29 protein-coding genes are annotated in these 20,578 nt (G+C 69.6%); 3 read left to right on the top strand and 26 right to left on the bottom strand.

Going from position 1 to position 20,578, the window contains the following annotated elements; all coding sequences use genetic code 11:
• Positions 1-169: 169 nt before the first annotated feature.
• From ACQPXG_RS08235 to ACQPXG_RS08125, 23 genes are all read right to left on the bottom strand, one after another.
• On the bottom strand, positions 170-2,176 hold the full coding sequence (locus ACQPXG_RS08235) for a DUF3987 domain-containing protein (protein WP_433467020.1): 2,007 nt from the start codon (positions 2,174-2,176) through the stop codon (positions 170-172).
• Positions 2,173-3,903, bottom strand: a complete 1,731-nt coding sequence (locus ACQPXG_RS08230; RefSeq protein ID WP_433467019.1) for a DNA cytosine methyltransferase — start codon at positions 3,901-3,903, stop codon at positions 2,173-2,175. Before ACQPXG_RS08230 ends, ACQPXG_RS08235 begins: the two co-directional genes overlap by 4 nt.
• A complete protein-coding gene (locus ACQPXG_RS08225) occupies positions 3,903-4,163 on the bottom strand; it encodes a hypothetical protein (RefSeq protein WP_433467018.1) in 261 nt (86 codons plus the stop codon). Before ACQPXG_RS08225 ends, ACQPXG_RS08230 begins: the two co-directional genes overlap by 1 nt.
• Positions 4,160-5,149, bottom strand: coding sequence for a DUF5131 family protein (locus ACQPXG_RS08220; RefSeq protein ID WP_433467017.1), 990 nt, complete (start codon positions 5,147-5,149; stop codon positions 4,160-4,162). Before ACQPXG_RS08220 ends, ACQPXG_RS08225 begins: the two co-directional genes overlap by 4 nt.
• Positions 5,146-5,337 (bottom strand): hypothetical protein, encoded by a 192-nt coding sequence (locus ACQPXG_RS08215; protein ID WP_433467016.1) that lies wholly within the window; start codon positions 5,335-5,337, stop codon positions 5,146-5,148. The genes ACQPXG_RS08220 and ACQPXG_RS08215 overlap by 4 nt, the downstream gene beginning before the upstream one ends.
• Positions 5,334-5,546: a hypothetical protein gene (locus ACQPXG_RS08210; protein WP_433467015.1), complete on the bottom strand. Its 213-nt coding sequence runs from the start codon at positions 5,544-5,546 to the stop codon at positions 5,334-5,336. Before ACQPXG_RS08210 ends, ACQPXG_RS08215 begins: the two co-directional genes overlap by 4 nt.
• The gene (locus ACQPXG_RS08205; RefSeq protein ID WP_433467014.1) at positions 5,543-5,911 is read right to left on the bottom strand and encodes a hypothetical protein; all 369 of its coding nucleotides are present in this window, start codon (positions 5,909-5,911) and stop codon (positions 5,543-5,545) included. Before ACQPXG_RS08205 ends, ACQPXG_RS08210 begins: the two co-directional genes overlap by 4 nt.
• A gap of 175 nt (positions 5,912-6,086) precedes the next feature.
• Positions 6,087-6,389 carry a hypothetical protein gene (locus ACQPXG_RS08200; RefSeq protein ID WP_433467013.1) on the bottom strand — a complete coding sequence of 101 codons (303 nt, stop codon included), beginning with the start codon at positions 6,387-6,389 and terminating at the stop codon, positions 6,087-6,089.
• A gap of 3 nt (positions 6,390-6,392) precedes the next feature.
• Complete coding sequence (locus ACQPXG_RS08195; RefSeq protein ID WP_433467012.1) at positions 6,393-7,040, bottom strand: hypothetical protein; 648 nt, start codon at positions 7,038-7,040, stop codon at positions 6,393-6,395.
• A gap of 225 nt (positions 7,041-7,265) precedes the next feature.
• A complete protein-coding gene (locus ACQPXG_RS08190) occupies positions 7,266-9,401 on the bottom strand; it encodes a hypothetical protein (protein ID WP_433467011.1) in 2,136 nt (711 codons plus the stop codon).
• Positions 9,398-10,747 carry a DUF2637 domain-containing protein gene (locus tag ACQPXG_RS08185; protein ID WP_433467010.1) on the bottom strand — a complete coding sequence of 450 codons (1,350 nt, stop codon included), beginning with the start codon at positions 10,745-10,747 and terminating at the stop codon, positions 9,398-9,400. Before ACQPXG_RS08185 ends, ACQPXG_RS08190 begins: the two co-directional genes overlap by 4 nt.
• Positions 10,748-10,814: 67 nt before the next feature.
• Positions 10,815-11,087, bottom strand: a complete 273-nt coding sequence (locus tag ACQPXG_RS08180; RefSeq protein ID WP_433467009.1) for a hypothetical protein — start codon at positions 11,085-11,087, stop codon at positions 10,815-10,817.
• Complete coding sequence (locus ACQPXG_RS08175; RefSeq protein ID WP_433467008.1) at positions 11,084-11,911, bottom strand: phosphoadenosine phosphosulfate reductase family protein; 828 nt, start codon at positions 11,909-11,911, stop codon at positions 11,084-11,086. Before ACQPXG_RS08175 ends, ACQPXG_RS08180 begins: the two co-directional genes overlap by 4 nt.
• A 15-nt stretch (positions 11,912-11,926) precedes the next feature.
• On the bottom strand, positions 11,927-12,295 hold the full coding sequence (locus ACQPXG_RS08170; RefSeq protein WP_433467007.1) for an RRQRL motif-containing zinc-binding protein: 369 nt from the start codon (positions 12,293-12,295) through the stop codon (positions 11,927-11,929).
• 30 nt (positions 12,296-12,325) lie between these two features.
• Positions 12,326-12,448: a hypothetical protein gene (locus ACQPXG_RS08165; protein WP_433467006.1), complete on the bottom strand. Its 123-nt coding sequence runs from the start codon at positions 12,446-12,448 to the stop codon at positions 12,326-12,328.
• Between the two features lie 94 nt (positions 12,449-12,542).
• Positions 12,543-12,743, bottom strand: coding sequence for a hypothetical protein (locus tag ACQPXG_RS08160; RefSeq protein WP_433467005.1), 201 nt, complete (start codon positions 12,741-12,743; stop codon positions 12,543-12,545).
• A 35-nt stretch (positions 12,744-12,778) separates the two neighbouring features.
• Positions 12,779-13,120: a hypothetical protein gene (locus tag ACQPXG_RS08155; protein WP_433467004.1), complete on the bottom strand. Its 342-nt coding sequence runs from the start codon at positions 13,118-13,120 to the stop codon at positions 12,779-12,781.
• Between the two features lie 86 nt (positions 13,121-13,206).
• Positions 13,207-13,401 (bottom strand): hypothetical protein, encoded by a 195-nt coding sequence (locus ACQPXG_RS08150; RefSeq protein ID WP_433467003.1) that lies wholly within the window; start codon positions 13,399-13,401, stop codon positions 13,207-13,209.
• Positions 13,398-13,532 (bottom strand): hypothetical protein, encoded by a 135-nt coding sequence (locus ACQPXG_RS08145; protein WP_433467002.1) that lies wholly within the window; start codon positions 13,530-13,532, stop codon positions 13,398-13,400. The genes ACQPXG_RS08150 and ACQPXG_RS08145 overlap by 4 nt, the downstream gene beginning before the upstream one ends.
• Positions 13,533-14,186, bottom strand: a complete 654-nt coding sequence (locus tag ACQPXG_RS08140; RefSeq protein WP_433467001.1) for an NUDIX domain-containing protein — start codon at positions 14,184-14,186, stop codon at positions 13,533-13,535.
• A 2-nt stretch (positions 14,187-14,188) separates the two neighbouring features.
• On the bottom strand, positions 14,189-14,566 hold the full coding sequence (locus tag ACQPXG_RS08135; RefSeq protein WP_433467000.1) for a WhiB family transcriptional regulator: 378 nt from the start codon (positions 14,564-14,566) through the stop codon (positions 14,189-14,191).
• A gap of 9 nt (positions 14,567-14,575) precedes the next feature.
• Positions 14,576-14,719 carry a hypothetical protein gene (locus ACQPXG_RS08130; RefSeq protein ID WP_433466999.1) on the bottom strand — a complete coding sequence of 48 codons (144 nt, stop codon included), beginning with the start codon at positions 14,717-14,719 and terminating at the stop codon, positions 14,576-14,578.
• A 76-nt stretch (positions 14,720-14,795) separates the two neighbouring features.
• Complete coding sequence (locus ACQPXG_RS08125; RefSeq protein WP_433466998.1) at positions 14,796-15,101, bottom strand: hypothetical protein; 306 nt, start codon at positions 15,099-15,101, stop codon at positions 14,796-14,798.
• 354 nt (positions 15,102-15,455) lie between these two features.
• Here ACQPXG_RS08125 and ACQPXG_RS08120 point away from each other — a divergent pair, with 354 nt between their 5' ends.
• The 3 genes from ACQPXG_RS08120 (at position 15,456) to ACQPXG_RS08110 (ending at position 17,738) form a co-directional block, all read left to right on the top strand.
• Positions 15,456-15,827: a GntR family transcriptional regulator gene (locus ACQPXG_RS08120; RefSeq protein WP_433466997.1), complete on the top strand. Its 372-nt coding sequence runs from the start codon at positions 15,456-15,458 to the stop codon at positions 15,825-15,827.
• Between the two features lie 124 nt (positions 15,828-15,951).
• Complete coding sequence (locus ACQPXG_RS08115) at positions 15,952-17,163, top strand: helix-turn-helix domain-containing protein (protein WP_433466996.1); 1,212 nt, start codon at positions 15,952-15,954, stop codon at positions 17,161-17,163.
• Between the two features lie 8 nt (positions 17,164-17,171).
• Positions 17,172-17,738: a cysteine hydrolase gene (locus ACQPXG_RS08110; protein ID WP_433466995.1), complete on the top strand. Its 567-nt coding sequence runs from the start codon at positions 17,172-17,174 to the stop codon at positions 17,736-17,738.
• Between the two features lie 377 nt (positions 17,739-18,115).
• On the opposite strand, the gene ACQPXG_RS08105 is transcribed toward ACQPXG_RS08110, so the two are convergent.
• The 3 genes from ACQPXG_RS08105 to ACQPXG_RS08095 are packed head-to-tail and all read right to left on the bottom strand — an operon-like array spanning position 18,116 to position 20,504.
• The gene (locus ACQPXG_RS08105) at positions 18,116-19,465 is read right to left on the bottom strand and encodes a recombinase family protein (RefSeq protein ID WP_433466994.1); all 1,350 of its coding nucleotides are present in this window, start codon (positions 19,463-19,465) and stop codon (positions 18,116-18,118) included.
• Positions 19,411-19,992, bottom strand: a complete 582-nt coding sequence (locus ACQPXG_RS08100) for an IS630 family transposase (RefSeq protein WP_433469920.1) — start codon at positions 19,990-19,992, stop codon at positions 19,411-19,413. The genes ACQPXG_RS08105 and ACQPXG_RS08100 overlap by 55 nt, the downstream gene beginning before the upstream one ends.
• Positions 19,908-20,504, bottom strand: a complete 597-nt coding sequence (locus ACQPXG_RS08095) for a winged helix-turn-helix domain-containing protein (protein WP_433466993.1) — start codon at positions 20,502-20,504, stop codon at positions 19,908-19,910. Before ACQPXG_RS08095 ends, ACQPXG_RS08100 begins: the two co-directional genes overlap by 85 nt.
• Positions 20,505-20,578: the final 74 nt, after the last annotated feature.

The raw sequence follows: 20,578 nt of genomic DNA, 5'->3' as shown, positions 1-20,578 counted from the left end.
TGACTGTGTGTAGCGGCGGTCTGGGGTCGGGTGGGGGTTCGGGGACAGGTGACAGGGTGACAGAAGGCGACAGAAGTCCTTTTGTCGCCTTCTGTCACCCTGTCCCTGTGTCCCTGGCCCCGGGTACGGGCCTGGTGGGGTGACGCTGGGTGTTGTGCGTGGGCCCGGCTTATTGGGTGTCGTTGAAGAGGTCGGGGTGGAGTTCGTAGGCGGGTGCGGTGGGGCGTCCGCCGGTGGCGTTGCCGGGGATTTGGCGGGTCCAGCCGTGGGTTTCCAGGACGCGTAGGGCGGGTTCGAGGTCGGCGACTTTGCGGACTTTGCCGCCTTTGAGTGGGCCGCGCATGAGGTCGCGGGCGGTGAATCGGGTGGTGTTGGTGCGGTGGGCCCAGTCGATGATGGTGCGGGCGTGGTTGACGGCGGGGTCGGCGCCGATGGCGTCGTAGGCGGCTTGGGCGTGGGTGGTGAAGTACTCGCCGAGTTGGACGGCTTCTTGGAAGGTGGCCGGGTCGATGGGGCGGCCGTAGCCATCGCGTAGGTGTTTGCCGAGGTGGAGTAGTGCGGCGATGCGGACGACGGCGCCGACGAGTTTGCCGCCCCAGTCGGTCATGTGGGCCAGGTCGCCGGTGCCGGTGCGGAATCGTGGTTCGGTGGCCTCCAACAGGTCGATGACGGCTTCTTGTGCTTCGGTGGTGAAGGTCAGGGCGACCGGTGCGGTGTCGGGGTCGTCGGGGTCTCCGAACGGCCTGAGTGACAGCACGAGTTCGGTGAGGATGCGTTCGTAGACGGTGGTGGTGTGTGCGGGGATGGGATCGGGGCGGGCGTTGCGGTGGCCGAGCATGGATTCGGGCATGGAGATCAGCAGGCGTCCGAGGAGGCCCTGTTCCCGGAATTCGGGGGTGTCGCCGAGCCCAGCGAGTACACCGGGTTGCAGGCAGATGCCGATGGTGAGTGCGGCGGCGTCGATGGTTTCGCCGGTGCGGGTCATGCGGTCGGTGCGGATTTCCTCACCGGCGTGGCCGGACAGGAAAACCCCGATGTCGACGTTGCCGGAGTAGCGGCCTCCGGCGATGGAGAACAGTTTCCCCCCTTCGGGGGCCAGGACGGCGAAGCGGCCGTTTTGTTCGGCCAGCCGTGAGGTCACTTTCTCTGTGGTGGAGTCGTTGCCGCCGAACAGCCGGGGTTCGGCCGGGACGCGGGTCGCCTCCAGGGCTTGGCGGGCTTCTGAGGCGTCCAGCGTGAACGTGGGGTCGTCGGGGTTGGCGATCGCGGCTCTTTCTGCGTCCTCGGCTTTGCCCTCGGCCACCTTGCGGGAGATGACGGCCTCGGCGATGGCGGGGCCGGCCAGTTCGGCCAGGGTGCGTTCGGCCGCGCGGATAGGGGCGGTCATGGCCTTGTAGACCTCGGACTTGCGGTTCCCCGGGGGCAGCACCATGACCAGGAACAGGTTGGTCGGCTCGGCCCAGGCCCCGGCGCTGACGGTCACGTTGCCGCCCGCGGCGGCGGCGAGCGCGGCCAGCGCCAGGCAGCCGGCCAGATCGACCGGGGTTTGGGTGACCTCGGCGACGCACGCGGCGTACTCGGCGGCCCACTCCGGCAGGCACCAGACCGGGAACCGCGGCAGATCCGGCGCTGAGGTGAGCGGGGTGGGGTCGGGCCAGCCGCGCCGGTCGGCGCCGGTGACCGCGGCGACCTCGGCGACGACTCGGGCGCGGAGATCGGCCGGTTGGTCGGCGGCGGCGCTGGCAAGTTGGATGAGCCGTGTTCCGGTGGCGGCGACGTGGCGGGCGTAGCTCAGGTCACGGATGATGTGAGCCCAGTAGGTCGCGTTGGCGGCGGTGGGGACACGGCTGATCAGGGTGTGCAGGTAGGGGCCGCCGCCGATCTTGTTGAGGTTGCGGGCGCCGATCTCGGCGCCGACGGCCAGCGGGTCGGCGGGCGCGCCACGGTCGGCCAGTGCACATATGGCGTCCCAGATGCGGGCGTGCGCGGGCCGGTAGAAGTCGGCGGCGTCCAGCAGGGGCCGCACCTCGGCCAGCGCGGCCGGGGACAGCATGGCGGCGCCGAGCACGCATTGTTCGGCTTCGATGTTGTGCGGCGGCGCGTCCCGGGGACCGATGTCAGAGCCGTCTTCGGCGGGCTCGTTGTGGACGACACGGAGAGGGGCGGATTTGGTCACGCAGGCACCTCCAGGTCTTGGCCGGTGATGGCCTCCACGAGCGCCGACACCAGGACCTCGGCGACGGGTGGGGTGACGGCGTTGCCGTACTGGCGGACGCGTTGGCGTTTGTTGCCAAGGACGATGTAGTCGTCGCCGAACGCCATGGCGGCGCCGATCTCGTGGGGTTCGAGCATGCGGAACAGCACGTCGTCCAGGTCGACTCCGGCGGTGTCCTCGGCTGTGGCCTGAGCGGCGTTCTGGGCGAGGGCGTACCTGTCGCGGGTCGACAGGGTTCCGACCGGTTCGCTTGCCGGGCGGGCGGTGCCGTTGCCGTAGTAGGGGACCAGCAGGTGTTCGGCGGTGATGAGGGACTGGTGGCCGGCGGTGGTGAGCGTGCGGAGCGGCTCGGACGCGGGCGTGCACATCTGCGCGAGATCACCGCGGGGGGTGTTGTTGCGCATCACCATCGCGGCGGGGGCCACCAGGCCGTGGTGGTTGCCGGACGCGGTGACCGTGGTGAGCGGGTCACCGATCGGGCGGGCGTTCTCCTTGTCGCCGCCACCGCGCAGCGGGACCAGGAAGGGCTCGGTGAGACCCTGGGCCGCAAGCGCTATCCCGGTCTCGTTGCGGGCGGTCTGGGTGCGCAGCGGCGTCGAGGCGGGCGCGGCGGTCTTGCCGGGGCGGCCTTCGACCGGGACCATCAGCGGCGGCACCGGTGGCGGTACGGCGATGCCGTCGTTCTCCCGGGTGGTGCGGGCGGGCATCGGCTCGTGAACGGTGGTGGCGTCCTTGCGCCAGGTGCCGCCCGCCGGTGTGAGGACGGGTGTCCAGTACCGGGTGATCCCGGCCTGGATGCGCGCCAGCGTCGCCGCGGCGAGCGGCTCGTCGCGGTCCCCGATGCGCTTGCCGGTGATGGTCCAGTCGATCGCGTGCGCGGCGGGCAGGACGTCGGGATCCACGACCTGGTTGCGGCAGGAGGTGGACGGGCAGCGGTAGAGGTACTGCTGCCGGTAGCGGCCCATGAACGCGCCGGGCTTCTTGAACACCTGCATGGCCGCCACGGTGCGGTCGCAGGTGGGGCAGTACGCCTTCGGGGACAGCCACTTGCGCAAGTCGGGACGGCGTCCGAACGCCTTGTGGATGTACATGATGAACGCCCGGTCGCGTGACTGCGGGGCCCGCCTTGAGGCGACCGGGCGGGCGTGCATGGAGTTGAAGGCGATGACGTACACCTCATACGGGCCGATCGCTTCGATCTCGCGGCGCCACCGGCCGAACTGGTCCCACTTGGTGACCTGGATGACGTTCTCGACCACGCCGCCCAGGACGGGGCGGCCCTTGTCGGCCCAGTGCCGCAGGTAGCGGGGCACCTCCTCCATCAGGGCGCGGGCCCGTGCGATGTTTTCGGTCGGCCCGTCGGGGCCGAAGAGGACCTGCTGGTTGGTGCGGTCGAAGTCCCGTTTGACGCCGCGGGCGTCGGTCCAGGGCGGGCAGGCCGGCGAGGCCCAGAACAGGTGCGCGTAGGGGAAGCGGGTGATGTCGGCTTCGACGACGTTGCCCTTGTAGTGCTCGACGCCGGGGAAGTTCGCCGCGTGTGAGGCGATGGCGGTGTCGTCGTGGTTGGCGACGAACACCGGGCGGACGCCGGGCACGGCGGCGGCGCCCTGGGTGGAGCCACCGGCCCCGGAGAACTCGTCGTACAGGGTCAGCTCATCGCCGGGCGTCCAGCGGGTGAAGAAGGACATCAGGCACCTCCGGTCATCGGGGCGGGCGTCTGGTCAGGGGTGCGGCGGTCGTCGGCCGGGGGCGCGGCGGTGTCCAGGCGGCGGAGGCGGCGCGGGAACGGGATCACCTCGCGGGTGCCGTCCGGGCGGCGTACGAGCACGTTGCGGGGTCCGCCGCCGGGCCCCCACCGGGTCAGGACCGTCACGGCCTCGGGCGGGTTCTTGCGGCCCGACAGCCGGTCGCCGGGGTCGAGGTAGCGGCGGCCGATCATGCCCGTCATGCGGCATCGCTCCCGGCGGGCATGGCGTTGTGGGTGCGGCCGTCCAGCAGCCGCCCGGCGTCCTTCTTGCTGGTGCGGCGCATCCACACGCCGCCCGGCGCGCTGGGCTCGCCCTGTTTGCCGGTGGGCAGGATCCAGGCGTAGGCGCCCGGCCCGTAGGGGTAGTGCGGCGTGCCGTCGAAGGGCACCCAGTTCCCCCATTGCTTGTGGAAGTAGGCGACGCCGGCGTTCTGGCATTGGTCGCGGATGGAGCGGAACCAGTCGGGGTGTGCGGGGCGGGCGCCGGGGCCGGACTCGCCGCCGGTGATGACCCAGTCGATGCCGTGGAAGCGGTCGCAGCATCCGCCGGCGTGGATGTAGCTGGCGGTGAGCCCGTGGCCGCGTTCGCTGCCGCACGTCCACACCGCCCGGGTCAACTCGATCGGCCCCAGCAGTGGTTCGGCGGAGACGAACCGGACCGCGGCGGGGGTCTCGATCAGGGCGGGGATGCGCCGTCCGGCCCATGACTGGTTCTCGGCGGACACCCCCAGCCACACGTTCAGCAGCGGCCACCGTCGCGCCGGGACGGGCCCCGGACCGTAGTAGGCGGCGGCAGCGTCGTGCACCGCGGCGGTGAACCGGGAGTCGCGCAGCAGGGCCCGCATGCGGGCGTGCCGCTTGGTGAGGACTTGGAAGGTGTGCTGGGGCGCGGCGAGCATCACGGCGAACACGCGGGCGATGTACTCGGTCGGGACGCCGGGGTGGAACAGGTCGGACATGGAGTTGACGAACACCCGCCGCGGGGCACGCCACCTGAGCGGCTGGCCGAGCCGTTCGGGCCGCAACGTCAGGTCGAAGCCGCGCTCGAAGTGGTGGCCGGGCACGCCCCGCCAGCGTTCGGCGAAGGTCTCGGCGTAGCAGTGATCGCACCCAGGGCTGACCTTGGTGCATCCGGTGACGGGGTTCCAGGTGGCGTCGGTCCACTCGATCGCACTGTGATCACTCACGACATGACCTCGATTTCGCACAGCGGCACCTCTTGCTGGAGTTGCCGGTGAAGTTGCAGGAGCCGGACACCGGCGTGCGCGTCGCGCCGGTTGAGAGCGGCGCGGACGGGCGCTCGGAGCGCCCGCCAGCATCCGCGGCACAGGTAGTGGCGGCGTTCTTTGGCGCCGTGGCAGGCCGGGCACCTCATGCGGCGTCACTCTCGGCGGGTGCGGCTGGTAGCTGGCGCCGGACGTGGCGGCGGGTGACGTAGGTGACCGGTCGTCCCGCGTCCTCGGCGATCTGGATCTGTTCGGCGGTCTCGGCGGTGATCCGGCCTTGCGGGGTGATGACCACACCGCCGTTTCGGGCGATCGCGGCGCGGTTCCACTCCCGGATGAAGTCGGCCGCCGCGCTCATGCGGCGTCCTCGGGAAGGACGATCAGCCCCTCAAGGGTGAGGACGAATTCGTGCCCGTTGTGGCAGGTCCACAGGTCGCCGGGGACGTCGGGGGCGAGGGTGGCCCAGCAGGTGACGTCGGTGCGGCAGTACGGGCAGTCGGGGCCGTCGGTCACCGGCCAGTGGTGGGCGGGGACGGCCCACTCGCCGCAGCATTCGCCGCACTCCCAGAGGTTGACCGGGTCGCCGTTGTAGTCCAGGCCGAGGGCGGAGCCACGCCAGCGGACGTAGTCGGTGGCACCGCAGTCGGGGCAGTCGGGGCCGGTCAGGATCGGCCATTGCTCGACCGGCGGGAGTTCGTCGGGATCGGGTGTCGGCAGTGTCATGATGGGTGTGCCTCTTTCACGGGTCGGCGGGTCTTCGGGTCCGGGCGGGCCATGATCGGTTGGGGCGGGCCCTCGGCGGCGTGCTTTGGTGGCTGTGCGCCGAGGGCCCTTTTGCGTCCCCGACGAGGGGCCGGTTTCCCCTCGTCGGGGCACCTTCCAGATCGGTGGACAGGGATTACGGCCGGTCTCCCGTCCGCCGGGCGTCCAGTCGCCGGGCGATGTCCTCACGGCGCTGTTGCCTCTGCCGGTTGCCGGTGAGGGTCCAGTAGAGGCCGTGGACGGTGGTGGCGCCCCGGCGGCGGTGCAGGCCGGTGCCCGCGCACTTCTTGCAGGTGCGAACGCGGCCGAGGCGGGTCTGGACGATGTGGGCGCCCTTGCAGCGCGGGCAGGTCCCGATGGGGTGGCGCAGCAGGGACATGACCCACAGGACCAGGGCGGCCAGCGCGATGAGGATCGTGGTGATCGGGTCGGTGGGCATGGGTCAGTGCCTTTCGGAGAGTGCGGCGGCGTATCCGGCGGCGTATCCGTGGGTCTGGCCTTCGCTGTAGCCCTGGGCGTAGCCCTCGGCGTGCCCGACCACGTGGCCTTGGGCGTAGCCGTGTTCGCGGCCCTCGGCGTAGATCCGGCAGGGGAAGCGGTCGCAGTCGTGGGCGGCGTGGCGCCGGTCGCCCTGGCTGGTGTTGAAGCACTCGCGGTGATCGTGGGCGTCGGCACGCCCGGTGGCGCGGCCCGTGGACGGAGAGCGCCCACCCTGCCGCGGCTTGGCCGGGGTCGCTTTGGGACGCGTCGGCTTGGCCGGGGCGCGGTTGGCGGGGGCGGGCTTGGGCCGGTTGCGCTGGCGTTCGCGCTGCCGTTGGCGAGCGGCTTTGGCCTTGGCCTTCTTGGCATCGGCCTTGGCCTTGCGGGCTTGGGCGGCCTTGCGCTTGCGGAAGTCGGTCTTGACAGTGCAGGTGTGGGTGAGCGGGTTGGTGTAGGGCTTGCCGCAGGTGCCACAGGTGCGGGTGGCGGCGGGCTTGAGCCGGGTCTTGCCGGGGCGCCGCTTGCGGTCCATCCGGGTGACGCAGGTGTGGGTCAGCGGGTTGGCGTAGGACTTGCCGCAGGTGCCGCAGCGGAACAGAGTGATCCCCATCCGGGGTGCCTCCCAAGGGCGGTTGAGCGGGTGTAGCGGCCCGGCGGGGTGTTGCCGGGGCCGGGTGTCTAGACGGGCGGGTTCTGCGGGTGCGGGCCGGTTCGCCGCTACGCCGTAACAGCGCAGGTCAGCGCGTTACGGCGGTTCGGGCATGTAGCGGCGAACCGGGGGTTTGTGCAGGTGGCCGGGGTGTAGCGGCGCCGTAACGGGTGGCGGTGTGTGGCGCTACGCGCCGGCCGCCTCCCCCGCCGTCTCGCGGTCGTCGGTACGCCCGTCGACGGTGGCGCCAGCGGGGGCGCCGGTGATGGCCAGCAGGGCGGCGCGTTCGCAGCCCTTGCGGGGGGTCTTGCCGGGTTCGCGGACGTTCTTGACCGTGACGCCCAGGGCGCGCAGTTGGCTGGAGACCGCTTCCTGGGTGATGTCTGCGTACAGGCCGGGCAGGTGCTCGCGGAGCCGGGCGGCGATGGTCTCGCACCACAGCGCGCGCGCGTCGCCGAACACGGTCAGGACGTCGGCGGCGAAGTCGCGGGCGGGCTCATCGGACTCGATCTCGCCGAGGGCGTAGCCGGACAGCACCCCGGCGGCTTCGCGCATCGCGCGGGCGCGGGCGGCGATCCGGGCTGTGTCGTGCATGTCCAGGTAGTGGGTGCGGACGGCCTGCATCTCGCCGGCGCCGTTGAACCAGCCCAGCCCGCGGTCCACGTCCAGGCGGAGTTCGGAGGCGCGGTATCCGGCCTTGTAGGCGCCGGTGCCCAGGATCATGTCGTTGGAGACCTGATCGGGGACCTTCAGGCAGAACCTGACCAGGGCCAGGTCCCGGACCTTGGGCGGCAGCGCGTCCCCGTCGGGGCGCTGGGTGGCGAAGATGATGATGATGCCGTAGGCGCGGCCGACCCGTTCCACCATGGCCAGGTCTTCGACCAGGGCGGGGCCGCCGTGGTCGGGGTGCAGGATCAGGTTCTGCACCTCATCGAAGATCACGCCGATGGGGCGAAGGTTGCGGCGCCGGTCGGCGGCCAGTTCGCGGGTGAGCTTGCCGTCCGGCTTGGCCTCGCGCGGCAGCTTCTTGAAGATCTCGCTGCGGCGGTGCACCTCGGCTTTGAGCTTGCGGACCGATTCGGCGGCGTAGGCGATCGCGTCATCGTCCATGCCGGAGGTGTAGCGGTGGCTGACCTGGGCCAGGGGTTCCAGGTCGCCCTTGCCGGCCAGCTCGTGAATCCACAGATCACAAAGCACGTCCAGGGCGATCCCCGATGCCAGGGCCCGCACGCCGGTGGTCTTGCCCTGCCCGGGCGCCGCGCCGATCACCCAGTTGTATTCGAACAGCGGCGCCCCGACGAGCTGGCCGCGGGGGGTGACCGCGAACGGGACGGTGGCGAACACGTCGGTGGTGCCGGTCCGGATCAGCGGGTACGGGATCGGCTTGGCCTTGGAGATGTCACGCCGCCCGATCCACAGGTACAGGCGCCCGGCGTGCTCGTGGGCGACGCGTTCGGGCCAGGTCGCCGACAAGGGTCGCCGCAGCCCGGACGCCAGTTCCTCACGCCTTTGCAGGATGTTGGTGGCGGTCACCCCGTGCGGCAGGTCCAGCTCCACGCCCCACCCGTCGCCGTCGCGGTGCACGTCGCTGATGAATCCCAGCCCTTCACCGTTCTTGATCAGGGTGTTGATCGCGGAGATGCCCAGCGATCCCAGCCCGCGGGTGATGATCTCGGGGGTGGGGGTCTGGTAGGCGGTCGGGACGACCGCGGCGCCGATGATCGGCTGCCCCTCGGGGGCGCCGTGCCGGGCCAGCACCGGTGCCGCGCCCGCCATGGCCAGCGGCCACGTCCAGCCGGGCAGGAACTTCCAGCCCACCAGGCCCGCCACCGCCGCGCCGACCGTGCATGCGGCGACGATCTGGCCGCGGGCGGCGCGGGTCTTCTTGCCTTCGCGGTGGGCGTTCATCGCGTCGTGGTGCCCGGACCGTCCGGCGGCCACGGCCTGGGATTCCAGGATCCAGCCGTCGGTCCATTGCCACCACGCCATCAGGCGGCCCGTCAGCCGCCGCACCCCGCGCAGCGCGTACCAGGCGATCACGATGGTGTGCTTGGGGGACCGGACGCCGTGGTAGCGGGTCTTGTACCACCACAGCCCGGCGTGATCGGCCAGCGTGGTCCGCCAGGTGTCGCGGCCCCATTCGGCCGGGACGATCGGCCGCCGGGTCGGCTCGTCATCGCCGCCGTCACCGGTCACCGGGTCGGTGACGGTGCTGTCGCCCAGGTAGTCGTCCGGGTTGTCGTCGGTGTCGGTGTCCGGGGCCGTCGGCCGCAGCGGGACCACCGTGGTGTCGTCGTCGGTGAGCTTGTCCAGGGAACTCATGAACGGGTGTCTCCCTCGGCATCGGTCGGGCCGGTCGGGCCGGTCGGCGGGTCGGTGGGGGTGTCGGTCTTCAGGCGGGCCAGCAGCGCGCCGACGCGGGCGTTACCGGCGGTCTGTCCGGCCTCCCGCAGCCGGGCGGCGAGGGTGTTGCGGGTCAGGGGCCGGCCGCTCTCGGCGAGGTCGGCGGCGATCTGCCGCCCGAGCGGCATGAGGTCGTCCACGTCCGGCGGCGGCGCGGCGGGCTTGCCGGTCCGGGACCGGGCGGCGGACGGTCCGCGCTTGCGTCCGGTGGACCGGGCGCCCGTGGTCCGGGTGCGCGTCCGGGACGGCCCCTCGGACGGTCCGGCGTCCGGTCCGGTGGACGGTCCGCCGTCGGGCGGGGTGGACGGTCCGGACTCCAGTGCCGGACGGTCCGGCACGGGCAGGGCGGGACGGTCGGCGTCCGATCCACCGGACGCGTCGGCGGAAACCTCTGCCGATACCTCGGTGGACGCCTCGGCGGTCAGTTCGCCGAGGCGGTACAGGGCCCGCGTGCGGCGGGGTGCCTTGCGGTGCCACGCCCACCGCCCGTAGGTGTCCTGTAGGCCGGTCAGGGCCAAGACGCGGGCGCGTTCGCGGGCCAGCGCGTCGGGGTAGGAGCGGATCTCCCACAGCACCATGCGGCGCCACAGCTTCAGCGTGGGCCACGGCGCCAGGATCCACCGCGAGATGCGGATGGTCTCCATGCGGGTTCCGGCGGCGATGCCGACGCGGATCCGGATCACGTGCGCGGCGATCTCCACCGCGATGACCCACAGCGCGGGCAGCACGGCGTGCGCAACCTTGCCGAAGCCGTCGTGCTCACCATCGACGTTCAGGTACACCGTCGCCGCGGTCAGTCCCCAGGGGATGAACCGCAGCCACCGGATCCGCATGTTCAGGTGCGCCAGCACGATGTCCAGCGCGGCGAAGATCGCGATGCCCAGGTCAATGCCGAGGGGCACCGTCCAGGCCATGTGCCCGAACGAGGGCTGGGCGCGTTCGGCGACGGCGGCGAAGCTGTTGACGAACCCCAGCAGGCCCAGCGCCGCCACCAGCGCGGCCACCACCGCCACCGCGGTGAACTGGTTACTGGTCAGATCACCGACCTTGGGCGGCAGCGCGTCCCCGTCGCAGGCGTCGGGCCCGGCCGGGCCCGACGTGCCGCCCTCGGCGCCCTCGGCGCCCTCGGTGGGCTCGGTGGGCTCGGTGAGCTCGGTCGGCAAGGCGGGCGGGGTCTGGGCGTCGAGGGTGTCGGCGGCGGGCACGCCGAAGCCGGCGGGCACGCTGCGGCTCGCGGGCGTGCGGTGATGATTGAGCGTGGTCATGCCGTCTGCCTCCTTTCGAGGGCGATGCGGAACGGGTCGAAGAACCAGGCGGGGCTACGGCGGCCCGTCATCGCACGACACCCCCCACCGGGACCGGTGCGGGGATCGAGGGCGGGCGGTACACGGTGACCAGGTGCCAGCCGCCATCGCGCAGCGACCGGTAGACCAGCGCACCTGCGGCCACCGTCAGTCCGGCCGTCACCACGGCGGTGAGCGTCAGCGTCGGCGCCGGGTGGGTGGCCAGCAGCGCCCCGGCGGCGAACGTGAGCCGGACCGGGGAGGAGCACAGCCAGCACGCCAAGGCGGTGAGCGCGGCAAGCGTCAGCGCAACGGGGGTCATCGGGACACCTCCTGCGGGGTGGCGGCGGTGATGATGTCTGCCATGGACATGTCCGCGCGGAAACGGTGGTTCAGCTCGGTTTCCAGCGCTGCGTACTCGGCGGCCAGGTCGGGCCTGAGCCGGGCGGCGCGGATGAGGTCGTCTCGGCTGGCCAGTACGCACAGCGAGCACGACAGGCGGGTCATGCCTCGGTCGTAGGCCGGGTGGTAGGGCACGCCACTGGCGCGGATCCGGTCCCACACCTGCGCGTCGCTCCAGTCATGGATCGGCAGCCAGCGGCGCATCACGCGCCGCCCGGACGTGCCCGCCTTGTCGATCTCCAGGACGGGTTTGCGTGCCCGGCCGGGCGACTCCTGGGCACGCAGGCCCAGGCAGTACAGGACTTCGGCCGGGCGGCCGGTGATGCCCAGCTCGCGGACGAGCCGGGTGACGGCCTTGCGGCCCTGGCCGGTCTTTTGGTCGGAGGTGCACCAGCGCGCCGACGCCGAGGGCCACTTGCGCCGCTCGTTGCGCAGCTGCTGGAACAGGCCGCCCTTGTCCCGCCGGGTGACCACCACAGGGAAGCCGTAGTGCGCGGCCTGCCGGTGGACGAGATCGGCGGTGCCGGGCCATTCGATCGGGATGCCGGTGTCGGTGGCGCCCAGGTCGTTGTGGACCACGGTCACCCGGTCGCTGACACCGGCCTCGGCCGCGAGCTGGGCGACATAGTCCAGCATCGCCTGGGAGTCCTTACCGCCACTGCTGTTGACCACGATCACGTCCGCGCCGGTGACCAGCCCCGCAGGGGTGATCGGGGCGATCTCCATCGGGTCGATCTGCGTCATGGGATTCCACTTCGTTCACGCGCGGTCGATTTCCCACCGGTCCGCGCAGGTCAGGCACGCCCCGATACGTTGGGGCAGGACGTATCCGGCGTCGCGTCCGCAGCGCGGGCAGGTGCGGCGCGCGGCCAGTGCTTTGGCCAGCGCGCGCAGTTGGGCCGGGGTGGCGGGGCGGCGGGGCTTGGCCCGGCGCACGTCGTACAGGTACGCGGCGCGGATCCACCCGTTGCGGGCGGCCTGCCGTGAGCGCCACAGGATCTGGCCCGCTACCGGCTGCCCACCCGGACGCAGCCCGCGTGCGCGTAGCTGTGTCCGGGTGAGCAGGTGCCCGGGCGCCATGCCCCATGACCATGTCGGGATACCCCAGCGGTCCCCGGCCGGGTCCATGAACGCGACGCTCGCGGCGGCCGGCATCACTTACCGGCCGGGAGCGTCGATCAGCCGGAGCGGCGTGATCCGCTCCTGGCATTTGGAGCATCGGACGCTGGTCATGGTCGCCTTCACCGGTGCCTTGCAGCACCCGGATATCTGCGCGGCCATGTCAGTGGCTCTCCCGGCAGCGCGCGGCCTCGGCCGGGGTGTCGTAGGCGGCCCCGCACTGGGGGCACTCGTTCCACGAACTCATCGCGCGGCCCTACTTGTTCTTCTTGCCGGACTGGGCGGCGTCGTGGGCGTCGCGGACGGACTTGCCCTTGGTCGGGTCGTCGGCCATCGTGGATGGTTCCTTCCTGTTGAAGGAGCCCCGGGACGCTCGTGCTTTGGTCGGTGCTGGCGTCTCGGGGCGCACCGTGTCCGGTGCGGGAGCGGCGGTACTGCCGTTCCGTGAGCCGCTCACCCACCGGGGGGCAGGGTGAGCGGCCGGACGCAACGTCAGTCAAGCCAGTCGTCGGTGTCCACCATCCGCAGGTGCTCATCGGCGTGGGTCAGCAGCACCGTGCGGGCGGCCGGGTCGTCGGTGGCCAGCGCGTCGCGCAGGTAGCGGTGCGCGGCGTCGATCTCGTCTTGGTCGTCGGCCCAGGTCTGGGACTGCCAAAGCCGTTCGGCGGCTTCGGCCACCAGGTCGGTGAATTCCTCGGGGGTGTGGGCGATCGCGGGGATGGCCGTGCCCGGGGTGGTGTCGATGATCGCGGCGATCAGGTCACGGTTGCGGTCGATGACCCGCTCGAACGTCATGCCGCCGGTCCGGGCGGTCTGCGCGGTCTGTGTGGCCATGGAGTGATCCCTTTCGGTCGGGGGTTCTGCCGTTCCGTGAGCCCGCTCACCCCACCGGGGGGCGGGGTGAGCGGCCGGATGCAACGTCAAGCCGGGGGATGCTGCTCCTCGGCCCGCGGGCCGAGGGCGGTGTCGAGGGTGACGTCGAGGTAGAGCGAGACCAGCGCCGAGGTTCCGCGGCGCGGGTAGGGCCGGGAGGTCTCCAGCACGGTGACCACGCCGGCGATGCGGGCGGCGGCGGTCTCGACCTCGGCGGGCAGGCCGGTCAGGCGGACCTTCACGTGAGCCCTCCGGTCAGCAGCGCCGCGGCGGCGATCGCGAGGAACACCACGGCGATCACCACGCGGATCCGGCCTTGCGGGTCCTGCACGGCGCTGCGGGCGCGGCCGATCAGCGCACTCGGGCGGACCATTCAGGCCACCCCCAGCATCGTGACGAGCATGGCGGCGTGGGCGTTGAAGACCTTGCCGCCGTAGACCTCGGCGAGGTGGGCGGACAGGGTGTCGTAGTTGTCAGCGCGGACCCAGGCGGCGCGGGCGGCGTCGTCGGCGCCGGTGACCGGCGGGAAGTGGTCGAGGGTGCCCAGGTTCTTGGTGCACAGCACCGTGACCATCCACGCCTCGTCGCTGGCGCGGGGGTCGGGCACGTACCGGGGCGGCATGGTGTTCCACCACGGGTCGGACGGGGAAAGGCCGGTCTCTTCGGCCAGCTCACGCGCCGCCGCCTCCAGGGCGGTCTCGCCGGGGTCGACAAATCCGCCGGGCAGTGCCCAGCCGTGCCCGTCGTCGCGCTCGACCATGAGGATCCAGCGGCGGCCCCGGCCGTCCAGCAGCCAGACCAGCGCGTCGGCGGCCAGCGCCTCACCCCAGTGCCCCAGCTCGTTGCGGCCGTAACGCACGGTGGTCTTCTCACACGGGTTGACCGGGCGCCCGTCGATCACCTCGAACGGGATCGCAGCCGACGCCTGACGCGCCTTCCAGTCGATGCGGGTGGGGTCGGTTTCCGGGTCGGCCCAGCCGTCGCGGAGACCGATGGTGAGCACGTCGGGGTGGGTGTAGGTCCGCATGGTCAGGCCACCTCGTTCAGGTCGGGGGCGAACGGGTCGAGGTCGGACAGGTCGGCGAGGATGGCGAGTTCGGGGGCGGTGAAACCGGCCCACACCCCGTGCTCGGGGCGGATCTGCATCGCCAGCTCGAAGCACTGGGCGCGCAGCGGGCAGGACTCGCACACCTCGGCGGCCACCGCCTCACGGGCCGCGCGCTCATCCGGGGACTCGTCGCCGTCCGGGCCGGTGTGCAACTCGGGATCGAACCGGCACTGCGCGCCGGTGACGGGCTTGCCCCGCAGGTCCACACCGGTCAGCGCGGCGAACGGGGTCAGGGAGCGGGACACGGGCACCTCGTTGGGGTCGGTGAGCGGGGGAACGGTGATCGGTGGAGCGGTCATCACGGGGCGTCAGAAGCCCAGCGAGCTGGCGATCACGCTGATCGCGTGGATCACCTTGTTGATCAGCGCGGCGGCCTTCTCCGGGTGGTTGATCGCGTATCCGAAAGCGGCGACCGCCACGAACATCGGCCAGATCTTCTTCGGCTGCGGCATGGTGAGATCTCCTTGCATCGGTGGCGCTTCGTTGACCGGCAGGCGGGCGCCTGCGGCCGGGGGCTGTCGCCGAACGTCAGGCGGCTTTCTGGCCAGAGGCCAGCAGGGCGTTGAGGGTGCCGACCGGAAGTTCCCGGCCGGGCTGAGCGGTGACGCGGGTGGTCTCGTAGAGCCACCAACCGGCCTCACGGCACCCGTCGGTGACGAACTCGCGGACACGGTCCACCTCGACGCGTGCGGCGCGGTGGCTGTCGTAAGGGCCCAGCGCGAGCGCGGCGTGGGCTCGGGCGCCGGTCCGCACCGCGACGTAGAACCCCGTCGCCCCCACCTGAGCGGGAGCCGGAGCGGAAGCGGCGGGGCCGGAAGAGGCTGCAAGGAACATCCGGCTTCTCCGTAGATCAGAGGAGTGAAAAAGAACGCGAAAGGACGAGATAGGTGCGTCGCCCCCGCCGCAGCACGGCAGGGACGACGCCAGGTTTCGGGACTTGACCCGGTCATCGACCAGGGCGTTCATACAGAGATGTCGTCTTCGGGAGCGCGCTCCCGTTTCAGGCGGAGACGTGACCTTCACGTCTCAGGCCCTCCGGTTGACCAGGGTTCCGGGTCCCTCGGCCCCATCTATCCGGGGCCCCTTGAGGAACAACTAACTTAAGTCAGCTGTTCTGGATTGAGACAGTAGGCCCAGCGAGGGCGCTCGTCAAGACCCCGTCTCAAGACAGTTGGGTAAGGTGGTTTCGTGGCGGACAGAGAAGATGAGCGGCTACCGAGCCGACGAGTCGCGCGCCTCCTTCGCGCCGAGATCGAAGGGGGCACTCGGTATCCACCGGGCCGCAAGCTGCCCTCGTATCGGCAGCTCGCGGAGCGGTACGAGGTCGCGACCAACACCGCAGCGGCGGCGGTCCAACTCCTTGCCCGGGAAGGGCTGGTCACGATCCGTGCAGCGAGCGGCGCCTACGTGCGCTCCCCCGGCGAAGTCGAGCCCGACATGAGAAACGAACTCATGAAGATTCGTGCTCAGCTCCACCGTTCGCGGTCGGAGTTGGACGACGCTGAGAAGGCTTTGGTCCACTTGCTCAGCCGCATCCCCTCGGCGGAGTCGGACGGGTAATCGCTTCGTCATGTCATCGAGGTTCTGTCGTCAGGCCGGATGTTCGGAAGTGGGAACCATGAGACCTAACACTCCGCTGACATTCGCCTGACATCCACCGATCTCGCCCCCGGAGACCTTCACAGTGGCCACCGACGAAGTACCAGAAGCGAGGAAAGCACTAGGCCGGAAGCTTCGCGGCCTTCGCGAAGCTTCGGGTTATACACAGCAGGAACTTGCCGACCTGCTTGGCTACTCTCGTCCTCGCGTCGCTGGCGCCGAACGCGGCGAAAGCTGTTCTGCACTATTCTGGCAAGGATGCGACAAACTCCTTAACACCGGCGCCCTCACCTCCGCCTATCACGAGGTAGAGGAGATCCGGCGTACAGAAGCCCGCAAGGCGGCAGAGGCGGAACGGATAAGGCGAGGGGTCAGCGCGGCCAAAGTCCCGCAAATCAAGGGCGATAGCGGCAGTGCGCTTGCGGGATTTTCTGCGCGTTCACATAAGTTCATAGCAGCTTTTATAGGCGCACGGGCCGCCGAGAAAGTAGCGAGTTCAAGCGAAGCGAAGACACCCCCAACCCCGCAGTGGATTTCTTGCCTATCCATCCCTTTCGCGCACTCGTCCGGACAGTGCGAGCTACACATTTGGCCATTTGGCGTCGCGATATTCCACTTGGTGGAAGAACTAAAGATGCCCAACATCGCCAGTCTCGCGCTATGGAGGATGCGCAGCTACGCCGAAAATCTGGCATGGGCAACTGCCAACCTCCAAAAGTTGACCGGGCTCGATGAGATTAGCGCGTCATACGTACTAAGCGCCTATTGGGTCACCGAGCCAGGATGGCCCGAGAACACGCTTGATACCGCCTTGCGGACCATCTGCACGCCAAGGATCCTATTGCAGCGCGAAGCGCGATTCCTTGAAAGCGAGAGGGAGGACGCCGAACAGGCCGAGCGCAGAATCCTAGCGAGTGGGCACGATGGAAGCGGAATCGAGCCGTTTGGACTTAGCGGCCTGTCTGTCGGATACGCTTCTTGGTCGGGCGTTGTTTACCATCCCATGTCTCCGGACCAAGCACTAGCCGAGAGCGACCTAGTTGCATGCGAGTTGGCAACTCAATCAATATGGGCGTACTGCGAACACATCAACCGACAGGTTGAATTCGGTCTCGATCCAGTCTTGCCCGAGGAACATGGGTGGCGGTTCTTGCGCGGCGCGAGATCCCGCCTGGTCAACCCTCGACCGCAAGAGACAGGTCAGCATCGTTCAATGAGGGATTCGATCGTAAAGACCAGCAGCCTGCTCGACCACCTCGATCAAGCGATAGAAATAGTGCGCCAATCGCAGAGTTAGGAGATCTCGTGACCTCAACTAGTACCGTACTGGTCGTCGTAGATGTACAGAACGGCTTCGTTCGCGCGGAGTCTAGCCACGTCGTTCCGGTAATAGCCGATCTGGTGGAACGCTGGCAGGCATCGGGAGGCGATGTCGTGTTCACGCGCTATATCAACTATGAGGGCAGCCCGTTCGAGCGGCTCATCAAGTGGAAGGAGCTTCGCTCCTCCCCACAGATAGACATCGTTCCCGAACTCGAACCACTCGCCGCGAGGGCAACGGCTGTCGTCGATAAGACTACTTACAGCCTATTTGCCGACGATAAGGGCCGCGCCCTGGTCAGCGAGCGCGGCTGGAAAGACATATACGTATGCGGTATCGCCACGGAGAGTTGCGTCCTCAAAACCGCCGTAGACGCATTTGAACTCGACCTTACCCCGTGGCTGATCGAGGACGCTTCCGCGAGCCACGCTGGGCAAGCCGTCCACGAGGCGGGAGTCCTGGTTACTCGACGCTTCATCGGTGAAGGCCAAATCATCACCACAAGCGCCATCCCCAATGCCCTCACTGGCGGTCCGGTCCAGCGCAACTAACCCCCAGGCAGGAGTCGCGGCCTGGCTGACGACCCAGGCAACGGCGAGCGTCTGAGCCCACCGAGGGCCCCGTGGTCCCAATGCATGCCCACGGAGACGACAAACACCCCAGATCGGCGACGTGCGCGCAGGTGAGCGCCGTTGATCGTCCGGCATGCACCTCTGACTCCTAAAGCGGGTGTCGCAGGTTCGAATCCTGCCGGGGGCGCACAGAACATGGGAAGCTCCTCCCGGCCTCGCCCGAGCGGCGCCCGCTCGCTGAGCTCGACGTTGTCGAGGTTGCGGCGTTGAGTGCGTGCACGGTGTCCTCTCTGATGGTGACGCGGATCAGGGCCTCATGCCGTGGCTTGTTGTAGCGGACCTGAAGCTGGAAGGCGTCATAGAGCTGACGTTGCAGTTCCTCGGGCAGCTCTCCCAGTTTGAGGGGGTAGTTGAGGGATCTCTCCGAGCAGCGCGATGTCATCACCGGGCGGTTGAGCCCGGGTGGTGAGCTGGGCCAGCCTTGCTTGTGCTTCGCGGCGCCTGGTGACCAGTTCGGCGAAGCGGCGCTGGATGCCGGCCCGGTACTCCCGGTCGATGTCGGTCTCACCGGTGGGCTCGTACTCCTCCAATTGCACCAGCAGGTTGTCCTGACGCCGCTGGAGGTCGGTGATCTCGGCGGCGAGCTTCGTCTTATGCGCGTCAGCGAGCGATTCCACCGGCGCGTCGATCGTTTCAGCGAGTCTGGCTCGCAGGTATTGCTGACGGCGCTGGCCGAAGATCCGCTGGGCGAAGAAATCGTGAACGGCCTCCAGCAAGGCGTCTTCACGGACCCAAATGCTCTTGGGATGGTCGTCGTACCAGTCACGTCGTCCCTTGTGATGCTGGCGTTGCGGCTGGCAAGCGTAATAGGCCCAGCCCTTGCGGGTCTTGCCGAACTTCCGGCGATCGCACAAGTCACACGCGATGAAGGAGCGCATCATGTAGCTGCGTTTGGTCTGCGGGTGACGGTTGGGCCCAACTGCGGCCCGGGACCCTTGGCGGTGCCGTGCCACCGGTGATGCAGCTTCGAACAACTCGTGGGTCACCAGAGGTTCGTGCGTGGGTTGCGGCGACCACACCCATTCGTTCATAGGGTTGTAGTGGCCACCCTGCTTACTGGCCCGCCGGTTCCACACCATGTAACCGGTGTACTTGGGATTGCTGAGGACACCCCGCACCGCCGAGCCCGTCCACCGACCTACGGCACGGCGCGGATCAACCGGCATCGGCGGAGGATTACGATCCAGATCGGTGTTGAGTCGGTCGGCGATGTCGTCGTATCCCAGGCGATCCAGTGCACGCAGTTGAAAGATCCGGGTGACCACAGGTCCGGTCACCGGATCAGTCTGCAGCCGCGTTTTGGTCTTGCCCTGCGCACGCTGTGCAGGTACTGGGTGAGGGCACCGCTCAGCCTGGTAGCCGTAAGGCGGGCGGCCGACGTTCCAGCCCTGCTCGGTATGCTCGTGGAAGCCGTTCCACGCCAGCTCCAGCATCTGCAGCACGTACCACTCGGCGATCGCCTGCTTGACCCGGCGGGTCAACGTTGCCGTGGCGCGCTTCTTGGTTTTACGGCCGGGTGTCGGGTCGTGCGATATGGGCTCGTCGGCGGCCAGCAAGGCGACGCCGCCCTGTTCCAGCTCATATTCCAGGATTAATTGGTGATGGCGGGTGTGGTGGTGACGGTGAGGCCGGTGGTGGTCAGGCAACCGTCGATCACGCCGGGGTGGTTCTTGATCACCTTGAGGCGGTGCTTGATCATGCCGGTCAGGTGGTCCAGGTCTGTGGCCAGGAAGTTGGCCATGGAGCGTTTCAGCAGGGACCACACGCTCTCGGCCGGGTTGAGGTCGGGAGCGTAGGCCGGCAGGTAGAACACCGTGAGCCAGGCGGTGTGGGCGTCGATGAACGCCCGCATCGCCGCGGAGTGGTGGATGTTCAGATTGTCCCAGACCAGCACGATCTTCCCGCCGGGCAGCTGCTGGTGGGCGCCCTGCAGCATGCTCTTGTACTCGGTCAGGGTGAAGGCGGCGCGTTCGCCTTTGCGGCGGCGGTAATGGTGCAGCCGGTAGATCAGCCGGGACCGCATCCCCGGGCGGTAGCAGACCATCCCGGCGACCGAGATGCGGGCGCCGTGTTCGCCGCCGTGCACCCTCACCTGCGGCCGGTGTCCCCGGCGGCTCCAGGAGCGTCCTTTTGGCGGCCTGAGCCCCTGACCGGTCTCATCGAGGAAACAGATCCAGGCGTCCAGGTCCGCCGCGGTGGTTCCACTTGCGGCCACACCTGCTCTTTCCACACCTGCACGGCGTGATCGTCGCGTTCGATGGCGCGGCGTCCGGCCACCTGTACCGACCAGCCGCCCAGGCGCAGCAGCAGCGACACCCCGGGCAGGGTGTAGTCGATCCCGAACAGCCGTCGGATCAGCGCGGCCACCCGGCCCAGCGTCCACCGCTGGTCATCGGCATAGCCGTGCGCGGCCGGACCGCGGTTCAGTTCGGCCTCCAACCGCGCGAAGGCCGCATCGTCCAGCCGCGGCCGCCGATGCGGGCCCTTGGACCGCAGCGCCTCGACCCCGCCCTCGCGCCAGGTCCGCCGCCATTTCTCCACCTGCCGCAGCCCGACTCGCAACTCGGCGGCGATCCACGCGTTGGGCCGACCCTCGCCGAACCATTGCGCGGCCTGCATCCGGACCTGTTCTCGTCGCCAGCGGCCGGCGTCGGTCATCCCACCGCCCTGGGGGTATCTGGCCATGCCACCGGCATACGCCCACACCACCGGCTCGTCCACTCACCCGGCCGCCATCACTCATTAACCCTGGGTTAGTG

The sequence above is a fragment of the Spirillospora sp. CA-128828 genome, assembly GCF_050945415.1.
In the GTDB taxonomy this organism is placed as follows: Bacteria; Actinomycetota; Actinomycetes; order Streptosporangiales; family Streptosporangiaceae; genus Spirillospora.
The sequence above is the reverse complement of the archived record's forward strand: the minus strand, read 5'-3'. Positions and strand labels throughout refer to the sequence as shown.

Bases quoted from the DNA above. Each gene is read 5' to 3' on its own strand.
- ACQPXG_RS08230 (WP_433467019.1), bottom strand. From the start codon at position 3,903: ATGTCCTTCTTCACCCGCTGGACGCCCGGCGATGAGCTGACCCTGTAC.
- ACQPXG_RS08225 (WP_433467018.1), bottom strand. From the start codon at position 4,163: ATGACGGGCATGATCGGCCGCCGCTACCTCGACCCCGGCGACCGGCTG.
- ACQPXG_RS08215 (WP_433467016.1), bottom strand. From the start codon at position 5,337: ATGAGGTGCCCGGCCTGCCACGGCGCCAAAGAACGCCGCCACTACCTG.
- ACQPXG_RS08210 (WP_433467015.1), bottom strand. From the start codon at position 5,546: ATGAGCGCGGCGGCCGACTTCATCCGGGAGTGGAACCGCGCCGCGATC.
- ACQPXG_RS08205 (WP_433467014.1), bottom strand. From the start codon at position 5,911: ATGACACTGCCGACACCCGATCCCGACGAACTCCCGCCGGTCGAGCAA.
- ACQPXG_RS08200 (WP_433467013.1), bottom strand. From the start codon at position 6,389: ATGCCCACCGACCCGATCACCACGATCCTCATCGCGCTGGCCGCCCTG.
- ACQPXG_RS08195 (WP_433467012.1), bottom strand. From the start codon at position 7,040: ATGGGGATCACTCTGTTCCGCTGCGGCACCTGCGGCAAGTCCTACGCC.
- ACQPXG_RS08190 (WP_433467011.1), bottom strand. From the start codon at position 9,401: ATGAGTTCCCTGGACAAGCTCACCGACGACGACACCACGGTGGTCCCG.
- ACQPXG_RS08185 (WP_433467010.1), bottom strand. From the start codon at position 10,747: ATGACCACGCTCAATCATCACCGCACGCCCGCGAGCCGCAGCGTGCCC.
- ACQPXG_RS08180 (WP_433467009.1), bottom strand. From the start codon at position 11,087: ATGACCCCCGTTGCGCTGACGCTTGCCGCGCTCACCGCCTTGGCGTGC.
- ACQPXG_RS08175 (WP_433467008.1), bottom strand. From the start codon at position 11,911: ATGACGCAGATCGACCCGATGGAGATCGCCCCGATCACCCCTGCGGGG.
- ACQPXG_RS08170 (WP_433467007.1), bottom strand. From the start codon at position 12,295: ATGGACCCGGCCGGGGACCGCTGGGGTATCCCGACATGGTCATGGGGC.
- ACQPXG_RS08165 (WP_433467006.1), bottom strand. From the start codon at position 12,448: ATGGCCGCGCAGATATCCGGGTGCTGCAAGGCACCGGTGAAGGCGACC.
- ACQPXG_RS08155 (WP_433467004.1), bottom strand. From the start codon at position 13,120: ATGGCCACACAGACCGCGCAGACCGCCCGGACCGGCGGCATGACGTTC.
- ACQPXG_RS08145 (WP_433467002.1), bottom strand. From the start codon at position 13,532: ATGGTCCGCCCGAGTGCGCTGATCGGCCGCGCCCGCAGCGCCGTGCAG.
- ACQPXG_RS08140 (WP_433467001.1), bottom strand. From the start codon at position 14,186: ATGCGGACCTACACCCACCCCGACGTGCTCACCATCGGTCTCCGCGAC.
- ACQPXG_RS08135 (WP_433467000.1), bottom strand. From the start codon at position 14,566: ATGACCGCTCCACCGATCACCGTTCCCCCGCTCACCGACCCCAACGAG.
- ACQPXG_RS08130 (WP_433466999.1), bottom strand. From the start codon at position 14,719: ATGCCGCAGCCGAAGAAGATCTGGCCGATGTTCGTGGCGGTCGCCGCT.
- ACQPXG_RS08125 (WP_433466998.1), bottom strand. From the start codon at position 15,101: ATGTTCCTTGCAGCCTCTTCCGGCCCCGCCGCTTCCGCTCCGGCTCCC.
- ACQPXG_RS08095 (WP_433466993.1), bottom strand. From the start codon at position 20,504: ATGGCCAGATACCCCCAGGGCGGTGGGATGACCGACGCCGGCCGCTGG.